At 73.2% G+C, this 10,518-nt stretch carries 9 protein-coding genes; 3 read left to right on the plus strand and 6 right to left on the minus strand.

Annotation, left to right across the window (positions count from 1 at the left end; genetic code table 11):
* Positions 1-21: 21 nt before the first annotated feature.
* On the minus strand, positions 22-420 hold the full coding sequence (locus ELQ39_RS06905; RefSeq protein ID WP_242591382.1) for a RidA family protein: 399 nt from the start codon (positions 418-420) through the stop codon (positions 22-24).
* Positions 417-1,544, minus strand: coding sequence for an acyl-CoA dehydrogenase family protein (locus ELQ39_RS06910; RefSeq protein WP_242591383.1), 1,128 nt, complete (start codon positions 1,542-1,544; stop codon positions 417-419). The genes ELQ39_RS06905 and ELQ39_RS06910 overlap by 4 nt, the downstream gene beginning before the upstream one ends.
* A gap of 118 nt (positions 1,545-1,662) precedes the next feature.
* Here ELQ39_RS06910 and ELQ39_RS06915 point away from each other — a divergent pair, with 118 nt between their 5' ends.
* Together ELQ39_RS06915 and ELQ39_RS06920 are read left to right on the plus strand one after the other, a co-directional pair.
* On the plus strand, positions 1,663-3,273 hold the full coding sequence (locus tag ELQ39_RS06915; protein WP_242591384.1) for an AMP-binding protein: 1,611 nt from the start codon (positions 1,663-1,665) through the stop codon (positions 3,271-3,273).
* A 34-nt stretch (positions 3,274-3,307) separates the two neighbouring features.
* Positions 3,308-4,156 (plus strand): PaaX family transcriptional regulator, encoded by an 849-nt coding sequence (locus ELQ39_RS06920; protein ID WP_242591385.1) that lies wholly within the window; start codon positions 3,308-3,310, stop codon positions 4,154-4,156.
* 1 nt (position 4,157) lies between these two features.
* Here ELQ39_RS06920 and ELQ39_RS06925 read toward each other — a convergent pair whose 3' ends face one another.
* Both ELQ39_RS06925 and ELQ39_RS06930 read right to left on the minus strand, forming a co-directional pair.
* The gene (locus ELQ39_RS06925) at positions 4,158-6,506 is read right to left on the minus strand and encodes a bifunctional salicylyl-CoA 5-hydroxylase/oxidoreductase (protein ID WP_242591386.1); all 2,349 of its coding nucleotides are present in this window, start codon (positions 6,504-6,506) and stop codon (positions 4,158-4,160) included.
* Positions 6,503-7,330: an enoyl-CoA hydratase family protein gene (locus ELQ39_RS06930; RefSeq protein ID WP_225640316.1), complete on the minus strand. Its 828-nt coding sequence runs from the start codon at positions 7,328-7,330 to the stop codon at positions 6,503-6,505. The genes ELQ39_RS06925 and ELQ39_RS06930 overlap by 4 nt, the downstream gene beginning before the upstream one ends.
* Before the next feature lie 318 nt (positions 7,331-7,648).
* Here ELQ39_RS06930 and ELQ39_RS06935 point away from each other — a divergent pair, with 318 nt between their 5' ends.
* Positions 7,649-8,092, plus strand: a complete 444-nt coding sequence (locus ELQ39_RS06935; RefSeq protein ID WP_242591387.1) for an ATP-binding protein — start codon at positions 7,649-7,651, stop codon at positions 8,090-8,092.
* Positions 8,093-8,101: 9 nt separating this feature from the next.
* On the opposite strand, the gene argF is transcribed toward ELQ39_RS06935, so the two are convergent.
* Positions 8,102-9,109: an ornithine carbamoyltransferase gene (gene argF, locus ELQ39_RS06940; RefSeq protein WP_225625048.1), complete on the minus strand. Its 1,008-nt coding sequence runs from the start codon at positions 9,107-9,109 to the stop codon at positions 8,102-8,104.
* 74 nt (positions 9,110-9,183) lie between these two features.
* Positions 9,184-10,407, minus strand: coding sequence for an arginine deiminase (locus ELQ39_RS06945; protein ID WP_190001172.1), 1,224 nt, complete (start codon positions 10,405-10,407; stop codon positions 9,184-9,186).
* Positions 10,408-10,518 lie beyond the last annotated feature (111 nt).

Genomic DNA, 10,518 nt, shown 5'->3' on the forward strand with positions numbered 1-10,518 from the left:
GGGCGGGCAGCGCGCGGCGGCTCACGGGAGGACGGCGAACCCGTCGAGCTCGACCATCGCCTCCTCGTCCCACAGCCGGACCACCTCCACGACCGCCATCGCCGGGTAGTCGCGTCCCGCCACGTCGCGCCAGATCCGGCCGAGTTCCCGCGCGTGCGCGCGGTACGCGGCGACGTCGGTGGCGTAGACGGTGACGCGGGCCAGGTCGGCGGGGGTGCCGCCGGCGGCGCGCAGGGCGGTGAGGAGGTTGGTGAGGGCGCGGGTGAACTGTTCGGGGAGCGTGTCGCCGACGACCTTCCCGTCGCCGTCGAGTGCGGTCTGGCCGGCCAGGAACACCACGCGGGAGCCGGTGGCGACGACGGCGTGGGAGAAGCCGGCGGGCGGGGACAGGTCGGGCGGGTTGACGCGCTCGGCGGTCACCGGACCTCCAGGGTCTTGTACAGCTCCTTGGCGATGATGCCGCGCTGGACCTCGCTCGCCCCCTCGTAGATGCGGGGCGCACGGACCTCGCGGTACAGGTGCTCGAGCAGATGGCCACGGCACAGGGCGCGCGCGCCGTGCAGCTGGACGGCGGTGTCGACGACGTACTGGGCGGTCTCGGTGGCCAGCAGCTTCGCCATGGCGGAGCGCCGCGGCACGTCGTCCGCGCCCTCGTCGTACGCGGTGGCCGCCGCGTACACCATCAGGCGGGCGGCCTCCGTGCGGACGGACATCTCTGCGACCTGGTGGGCGACGGCCTGGAGGTCCTTGAGCCTGCCGCCGAAGGCGTCCCGCGTGGCGGTGTGGGCGAGGGTCGCGTCGAGGGCGGCCTGCGCCATGCCGACGGCGAAGGCGCCGACGCTGGGCCGGAACAGGTTGAGGGTGTCCATGGCGACCCGGAAGCCCGCGTCGGGCTCGCCGAGGACGTCGGCGGCGGTGACGGGCACGCCGTCGAAGCGCAGGGTCCCGACGGCGTGCGGGGCGACCATGTCCAGGCGGCTGCCGGTGAGGCCGGGCCGGTCGGCGGGCACCAGGAAGGCGGTCACGCCACGGGCGCCGGCGGCGGGCGTGGTGCGGGCGAAGACCGTGTAGAGGTCGGCGTCGGGGGCGTTGGAGATCCAGCACTTCTCGCCGGTGAGCCGCCACCCGTCCGGCCCGTCGCGCTCCGCGCGCAGGGACAGGGCGGCCGCGTCGGAGCCGGCGCCGGGTTCGGAGAGGGCGAAGGCCGCGACCGCCGTGCCGTCACTCACCCGGGGGAGCCACCGCTCCCTCTGTCCGGGGGTGCCGTGGGCGTGCACGGGGTGGGCGCCGAGGCCCTGGAGAGCGAGGGCGGTCTCCGCCTCCGTGCACGCCTGGGCGAGCGACTCGCGCATCAGGCACAGGTCCAGCGCGCCGGCGGTGAACAGCCGGGAGAGCAGCCCGAGGGCGCCCAACTCGGCGACGAGCGCCCGGTTCACACGGCCCGGCTCCCCCTTCTCGGCGAGCGGCCGCAGCCGTTCGGCGGCCAGGGTGCGCAGCTCCGCGCACCGGGCGAGTTGTGACGGTTCGAGCGAGAATGCGGTCATCGCCGGTCCCTTCCCTCGCCGGTGGGCCACCCGCCGAGGTTATCGCGAACCGTTGACTGCCGTCACCAACACGATACGCTCCTGATGCGAGCCCACCACGCCGAGGGGGCGCATCGACATGAATCCACGGTCCACCGCGCACGTCGACACCTTCGCCCGCGACCATCTCCCGCCACCGGACGAGTGGCCCGAGCTCCGTTTCGACCTGCCGGAGCTGCGCTACCCCGACCGGCTGAACTGCGCCGCGGAACTGCTCCACGGCCCGCCCGGGGACCACCCGGCGTTCCGCACGCCCGACGGCGGGGTCCTGACGTACGGGGAGCTGCGCGCGCGGGTGGACCGGCTGGCGCATCTGCTCACCACGGACCTCGGGGTGGTGCCCGGCAACCGGGTGCTGCTGCGCGGGCCCACCACACCGTGGCTGGCCGCCTGCTGGCTCGCGGTGCTGAAGGCGGGCGCGGTCGCCGTCACCGTGCTGGCCCAGCAGCGGCCGCACGAGCTGGCCACCGTCTGCGCGCTCGCCGAGGTGCGGCACGCCCTGTGCGACGTGCGCTCCCTAGACGACCTCGTGAAGGCGGAGGTCCCGGACCTGCGGATCGCCGCGTTCGGCGGCGACTCACGCGACGACCTGCTGCGCCGCCCGGCCTCCGACGGCCCGTTCGACGCCGTGCCGACGGCCGCCGACGACGTCGCCCTGATCGCCTTCACCTCCGGCACGACCGGGAAGCCCAAAGGCTGCATGCACTTCCACCGGGACGTGCTGGCCATCGCGGACACCTTCTCCCGGCATGTCCTCAAGCCGGTCGCCGACGACGTGTTCGCGGGCAGTCCCCCGCTGGGCTTCACCTTCGGCCTGGGCGGTCTGGTGGTGTTCCCTCTGCGCGCGGGCGCGAGCGCGCTGCTGCTCGAACAGGCCCGTCCCTCACAGCTGTTGGCGGCGATCGATGAGCACCGGGTGTCGGTGCTGTTCACCGCGCCCACCGCCTACCGGGCGATGCTGGCGGAGGCGGACGGCCATGACCTGTCCAGCCTGCGCCGCTGTGTCTCGGCGGGCGAGAACCTGCCGGCCGCGACCTGGCAGGCCTGGCACGACCGGACCGGGCTGCGCATCATCAACGGCATCGGCGCCACCGAGCTGCTGCACATCTTCATCTCCGCCGCCGACGACGACATCCGCCCCGGCGCCACCGGCGTCCCCGTGCCCGGCTGGCAGGCGCGCGTGCAGGACGCGGACGGCGTTCCGTTGCCCGACGGGCAGCCGGGGCTGCTCGCGGTGCGCGGGCCCGTCGGCTGCCGCTACCTGGCCGACCCGCGCCAGCGGGACTACGTACGGGACGGCTGGAACGTCACGGGCGACACCTACGTACGCGACCCCGACGGCTACTTCCGGTACGTGGCCCGCGCCGACGACATGATCATTTCGGCCGGGTACAACATCGCCGGCCCCGAGGTCGAGGACGCGCTGCTGCGCCATCCGGACGTGGTGGAGGCGGCAGTGGTCGGGCGGCCCGACGAGGCGCGCGGCCAGGTCGTCGTGGCGTACACGGTCCTCAAGGAGGGCGCCGGGCGGGACGCGGAGGCGCTGCGGGCGTTCGTGAAGGCGGAGCTGGCGCCGTACAAGTGCCCGCGGGAGATCGTCTTCCTGGACGCGCTGCCGCGCACGGCCACCGGCAAGCTCCAGCGGTTCCGGCTGCGCACCGGCGCCGGAGCCGGAGACGAGCAGGGCTGATGCCGGGAACGCGGGGCGGCGGCCACGACCTAAGATGATCAACGTGTCCGACCAGCATGCTCCACGGTCTCTCATCGTCACGCTCTACGGCGCCTACGGCCGGTTCGTGCCGGGCCCGGTGCCCGTCGCGGAGCTGATCCGGCTGCTGGCCGCCGTCGGCGTGGACGCCCCGTCCGTGCGTTCCTCGGTGTCCCGGCTCAAGCGCCGCGGACTGCTGCTCCCGGCCCGCACCGCCCAGGGCGCGGCCGGTTACGAACTGTCCCCGGAGGCACGCCAGTTGCTGGAGGACGGTGACCGGCGCATCTACGCCACCGCGCCGCCCGCCGACGAGGGCTGGGTGCTCGCGGTGTTCTCGGTGCCGGAGTCGGAGCGGCAGAAGCGGCATCTGCTGCGCTCCCGGCTGGCCGGTCTCGGCTTCGGCACGGCGGCGCCCGGCGTGTGGATCGCCCCGGCCCGGCTGTACGAGGAGACCCGGCACACGCTGGAGCGGCTGCGGCTGGTCGGGTACGTCGACCTGTTCCGGGGCGAGCACCTCGGATTCGCGGCCACGGCGGAGGCAGTGGCCCGCTGGTGGGACCTGAAGGCGATCGCGGCGGAGCACGAGGCGTTCCTGGCACAGCACGCGCCGGTGCTGCGCGCCTGGGAGCAGCGTACGGACACCCCGCCCGAGGAGGCGTACCGCGACTACCTCCTGGCCCTGGACTCCTGGCGTCACCTCCCCTACGCCGACCCGGGCCTGCCCGCCGGTCTGCTGCCGGCAGGCTGGCCGGGCACCCGCTCGGCGTCCGTCTTCCGGGCGCTTCACGAGCGGCTGCGGGACGCGGGGGCGGAGTTCGCGAACCCCGTCTCGGATGCGGAGGCCGACCGGGGCGCACCCCGCTGAGTCACGCGTCCGGCGCCTCCGTGAGCGGCAGGTCGGACAGGGTGAGGCGGGGCTTGGGGGCGTCGGTGCGGCCGGTGCGGGGCGGGCGGCTGCCCGCGCGGTACTGCGGCGGCCAGACCACGCCCGGACCCTCATACCCCTGCTCGGCGGCCGCGTGCAGCGTCCAGTGCGGGTCGTACAGATGCGGGCGAGCCAGCGCGCACAGGTCCGTACGTCCGGCCAGAATGAGGGAGTTGACGTCGTCCCAGGAGGAGATCGCGCCGACCGCGATCACCGGGACACGGGCCTCGTTGCGCACCCGGTCGGCGAACGGCGTCTGGTAGGAGCGGCCGAACTCCGGTTCCTCGTCGGCCACCACCTGCCCGGTGGACACGTCGATCGCGTCGGCCCCGTGGTCGGCGAAGGCGCGGGCGATCGCGACCGCGTCCTCCGCCGTGGTGCCGCCCTCCGCCCAGTCCGTCGCGGAGATCCGCACGGTCATCGGCCGGTCCTCCGGCCACACCGCCCGCACCGCGTCGAACACCTCCAGCGGGAAGCGCAGCCGCTTCTCCAGCGAGCCGCCGTAGGCGTCGGTGCGCCGGTTCGTCAGCGGGGAGAGGAAGCCGGAGAGCAGATAGCCGTGCGCGCAGTGCAGTTCGAGCAGGTCGAACCCGGCCCGCGCGGCCCGCACCGCAACGGCCGTGAACTGCTCACGCAGATCGGTGAGTTGCGCACGGGACAGCTCGCGGGGGGTCTGGCTCCCCGGCCTGTACGGGAGCGGGGACGGGGCGACCAGGGGCCAGTTGCCCTCGTCGAGCGGCTCGTCCATGCCCTCCCACATCAGCTTGGTCGAACCCTTGCGGCCGCTGTGGCCAAGCTGCACGCCGATGGCCGTGCCCGGGGCGCGGGTGTGCACGAAGTCCGTGATCCGCCGCCACGCCTCCGCCTGCCGGCCGCTCCACATTCCGGCGCACCCGGGGGTGATCCGGCCCTCCGGGCTGACGCACACCATCTCCGTCATCACCAGCCCCGCACCGCCCAGCGCGCGGGCGCCGAGGTGGACGAGGTGGAAGTCGCCGGGCAGGCCGTCGGCCGCCGAGTACATGTCCATGGGCGAGACGACGACCCGGTTGCGCAGGGTGAGTCCGCGCAGCCGGAACGGGGTGAACATGGGCGGGGTGCCGGGCGGGCAGCCGAAGCCGCGCTCCACGGCCTCGGTGAACCGGGCGTCGCGCAGCCGCAGGTTGTCGTGGGTGACGCGGCGGCTGCGGGTGAGCAGGTTGAACGCGAACTGGCGCGGCGGCTGGCGCAGATACAGGGCGAGGTTCTCGAACCACTCGAGGCTGGCGCGTGCCGCGCGCTGGGTGGAGGCGACCACGGGCCGCCGTTCCGCCTCGTAGGCCTCGAGGGCGGCGGTGAGCGTGGGCTGCTCGCCCAGACAGGCGGCGAGCGCGAGCGCGTCCTCCACGGCGAGCTTGGTGCCGGAGCCGATGGAGAAGTGGGCGGTGTGGGCGGCGTCGCCGAGCAGCACGACGTTGCCGTGCGACCAGCGCTCGTTGACGACCGTGCGGAAGGTCGTCCACGTCGAGTTGTTGGAGCGCAGGGGGCGACCGCCGAGCGCGTCCGCGAAAATCTTGGCGCAGCGTTCGACGGACCCGGTCTCGTCGAGCTCGTCGAACCCGGCGGCGCGCCACACCTCTTCGCGCATCTCCACGATCACGGTGGAGGCGTCGGCGGAGAACGGGTAGCCGTGCAGCTGCATGACGCCGTGCTCGGTCTCGGCGATCTCGAAGCGGAAGGCGTCGAAGGCGAAGTCGGCGGCCAGCCAGATGTAGCGGCAGCGGTGCGCGGTGATGTGCGGGCGGAACACGTCCGCGAAGGCGGTGCGGGTGGTGCTGTGGACTCCGTCGGCGGCGATCACCAGGTCGTGCGTCTCCGCGAGGCGGGCGGGGCCCGGGGCCTCCTCGCGGAAGCGGAGGTCCACTCCCAGGGAGCGGCAGCGGTGGTGGAGGATCTCCAGGAGGCGGCGGCGGCCGAGGGCTGCGAAGCCGTGTCCTCCGGAGGTGTGACGGGTGCTGCGGTGGACGATGTCGATGTTGTCCCAGCGGACGAATTCCGTCGTGAGGGCGGAGTAGACCTCCGGGTCCGCGTGTTCGATGCCGCCCAGCGTTTCGTCCGAGAGGACGACGCCGAAGCCGAAGGTGTCGTGGGGGGCGTTGCGTTCCCAGACGGTGATGTCCCTGGTCGGGTCCAGGCGTTTGAGGAGGGCGGCGGCGTAGAGGCCGCCGGGGCCTCCACCCACGACGGCTACGCGCAGGTGCGGCGCCGTGGGGGCCGGGCGCGCGGTTCCCCGCGCCCCTGAGGGGGTCATCGTCCCCTCCATTTCGGGGCGCGCTTCTCCGTGAAAGCCGCGTGGAATTCCGCGTAGTCCTCGCCCGTCATGAGGAGGGCCTGGGTGGAGGCGTCGAGTTCGATCGCTGCCGCGAGCGGCATGTCGAGTTCCGATGTGAGCAGGGCCTTCGTCTGGGCGTGGGCGAGGGCCGGGCCGTCGGCGAGGCGGCGGGCCAGTTCGCGGGCCGCGGTGTCCGCGCCGCCCTCGTCCGCGAGCGCGCTGATCAGTCCGATCCGCTCGGCCTCCGGTGCGCGCACCGGCTCGCCCAGCATCAGCAGGCGGGTGGCGTGGCCGAGGCCGACCACCCGGGGCAGCAGGTAGGCCGCGCCCATGTCGCCGCCTGAGAGGCCCACCCGGGTGAAGAGGAACGCGAAGCGGGCGGTGGGGTCGGCGACGCGGAAGTCCGCGGCCAGCGCGAGGACCGCGCCGGCGCCCGCGGCGACGCCGTGGACCGCGGCGACGACGGGGAAGGGGCACTCGCGTACCGCGCGGACGACCTGGCCGGTCATGCGGTTGAAGTCGAGAAGCTGCGCGGTGTCCATGGAGAGGGTGGCGCCGATGATCTCGTCGACGTCGCCGCCGGAGCAGAAGCCGCGCCCCTCGCCGCCCAGCACCAGGGCGCGGACGGCCCGCTCCCGGGACAGCTCGGCGAGCAGGTCCCGCAGGTCGGCGTAGGCGCCGAAGGTGAGCGCGTTCAGCTTGTCGGGGCGGGCGAGGGTGACGTGGGCGACGCCGTCGGCGAGCTCGACGCGCAGATGCTCCCAGCGCGCGGTGCGGGCGGCGGAGCCGGTGAAAGGACTCATGAGGGCGGCCTCCTCGGGCGGGCACTGCGCGGCTCAGTGAGGTCTGCCACTCGAAGTTATCACTGGTTGGTGACTGTCGTCACGAGTGCGCGATACGCCGTTCGGGCACCGTCACACCCGTCACGGAACATCGACGCCTCGGTAACGGTGCGGACGGGCGCGCGAGGCGGGGTCGCCCGGCGGGTAGGCCCCGACAGCCGGGGCGCGGCGCCCCGGGCGGTGCGCCCGGCAGGGCTCCGGCGGCTCCCCCGGCCCGGGGGCGGGGCCGGGTGAGGCGCGCCGTACCATGGGCACTCGAAAAACGGGAGCGCCCGCTCCATGAACGGAACCGCTGTGCACGAACCCCCCGCCCTTCCCACCTCCTGGCGCGTCGCGCTGCCGCACACGACCGCGGCCGTGCCCGTCGCGCGCGCCCTGGTGCGCACGGCGCTCGCCGAGCGGGAGCACTCCGCCGACTGCGACACGGCGGAACTGCTGACGGCGGAGCTGGTGGCGAACGCCGTGGAGCATACCTCCGGCGCCACGCCGATCGAGCTGGTCCTGCGGCTGCTGCCGACCGGTTTCCAGGTGGAGGTGCACGACGCCGACCCGGAGCCGCCCCATGACCTCACCCGGCCGCATCTCGACCTGCCCGACCCGTGGCAGGAGCACGGGCGCGGGCTGCTGCTGATCCGCTCGCTCAGCTCGTCGTGCGGGCACCGCCCCACCGAGTCCGGCAAGGCGGTGTGGTTCCGGCTTCCGGGCCAGCGGCGCCCGGCCTGACGGGCGGCGTCAGCCGAGGGTGGCGACCAGGACCGCCTTGATGGTGTGCATGCGGTTCTCGGCCTCGTCGAAGACGAGCGAGTGCGCCGACTCGAACACCTCGTCGGTGACCTCCAGCGACTGAAGGCCGTGCTCCTCGTACACGTCCCGGCCGACCGCGGTGCCCAGGTCGTGGAAGGCCGGCAGGCAGTGCAGAAAGCCGACGTCCGGGTTGCCGGTGGCGCGCAGCACGTCCATGGTCACCGCGTAGGGCGCGAGGGCGGCGATCCGCTCGCCCCAGACCTCCTTGGGCTCCCCCATGGACACCCAGACGTCGGTGGCGACGAAGTCGGCGCCCGCGACGCCCTCGGCGATGTCCTCGGTGAGCGTGATCCGGGCCCCGCTCGCGGCGGCCAGCTCGCGCGCGCGGTCGATCACCTCCTGCGCGGGCCAGTACGTCTTCGGCGCGACGATCCGTACGTCCATGCCGAGCAGGGCCGCGGTGACCAGGTAGGAGTTGCCCATGTTGAAGCGGGCGTCGCCGAGGTAGGCGAAGGCGATGCCGGTGAGCGGCTTGCCGCTGTGCTCGGTCATGGTGAGCACGTCGGCGAGCATCTGGGTGGGGTGCCAGTCGTCGGTGAGCCCGTTGAGGACGGGCACGCCCGCGTACGCGGCCAGCTCCTCGATCTTGGCCTGGCTGTCGCCCCGGTACTCGATCCCGTCGTACATCCGGCCGAGCACCCGCGCGGTGTCCTTCACGGACTCCTTGTGGCCCATCTGCGAGCCGGACGGGTCGAGGTAGGTCGTGGAGGCGCCCTGGTCGGCGGCGGCGACCTCGAAGGCGCAGCGGGTGCGTGTCGAGGTCTTCTCGAAGATCAGCGCGATGTTCTTCCCGCGCAGGTACGGCGTCTCGGTCCCGGCCCGCTTGGCGGCCTTCAGCTCCGCGGCCAGCTCCAGCAGGCCGCGGAACTCCTCCGCGGTGAAGTCGACCTCCTTGAGGAAGTGACGGCCGGCGAGGGGGGTCGGGACTGTCGCCATGGGGGCGCTCCAGGACTGGGGGACATGAACCATGGAAGTCTATACGATCACCCGCAATTCTATACAGTGACCGTCTACACGGCGTCCCGTTCGACCGGGCAGCTCATGCAGCGCGGCCCGCCCCGGCCCCGGCCCAGCTCGCTGCCGGGGATCTCTATCACCTCGATGCCCTGTTTCCGCAGGTGGGTGTTGGTGGTGGAGTTCCGCTCGTAGGCGACGACCACGCCCGGTTCGACGGCCAGGACGTTGCAGCCGTCGTCCCACTGCTCCCGCTCGGCGGCGTGCACGTCCTGCGTGGCGGTCAGCACCCTGATCTCGCTCAGGCCGAGCGCGGCGGCGATCGCCCGGTGCATGTGCTCCGGCGGGTGGTCGGTCACCTTCAGCTCCTTCTCGTCCGCCCCCGGCTCGATCGTGTACGAGCGGAGCATGCCGAGGCCCGCGTACTGGGTGAAGGTGTCGCCGTCGACCATGGTCATCACGGTGTCGAGATGCATCAGGGCGCGTCTCTTCGGCATGTCAAGGGCGACGATGGTGCGCGCCGAGCCGGCCGCGAACAGTTTGTGCGCGAGCATCTCCACGGCCTGCGGGGTGGTGCGCTCGCTCATGCCGATCAGCACCGCGCCGTTGCCGATGACCAGGACGTCCCCGCCCTCGATGGTGGACGGGTAGTCGGCCTGTCCCTCGGACCACAGGTGGAACGACCCGTCACGGAACTCCGGGTGGTGCCGGTAGATCGCCTCGAAGTGCACCGTCTCGCGCTGCCGGGCCGGCCACCGCATGGCGTTGATGGCGACACCGTCGTAGATCCAGGCGGAGGTGTCGCGGGTGAAGAGGTGGTTGGGCAGCGGGTGGAGCAGGAAGTCGTCCAGCTCCATCACGTGGAAGCGCACGGAGACCGGCTCGGAGTGCGAGTCGAGGAACTCCCGCTTGGTCATCCCGCCGATCAGCGCCTCGGCCAGCTCCGGCGCGGGCAGCGTCTCGAACGCGGCGCGCAGATGGTCGGTGGCCAGCGGGCCGTACTCCTTCTCGTCGAAGACCCGGTCGAGCACGAGCGCCCGCGCCTCGGGCAGTTGCAGCGTGTCGGTGAGCAGGTCGCCGAAGAGGTGGACGGTGACGCCCCGGTCGCGCAGCACGTCCGCGAAGCCGTCGTGCTCCGCGCGCGCCCGGCGCACCCAGAGCACGTCGTCGAAGAGCAGCGCGTCCTTGTTGCTCGGGGTGAGCCTTTTGAGCTCGAGATCGGGCCGGTGCAGGATGACGCGGCGCAGCCGCCCGGCCTCGGAGTCGACGTGGTAGGTCATGCCTCCATCCTGACCGCCCTGACCCGGGTTCACCCCTGCCCCGGCCGAATCCCGTCCGCCACACGCGGGAAGCGCAGGCCGGGGGGCGGGGAGGATCGCGCGGGGCGCGGA

Origin of the sequence: Streptomyces sp. GB4-14 (assembly GCF_022696125.1) — a bacterium.
In the GTDB taxonomy this organism is placed as follows: domain Bacteria; phylum Actinomycetota; class Actinomycetes; order Streptomycetales; family Streptomycetaceae; genus Streptomyces; species Streptomyces werraensis.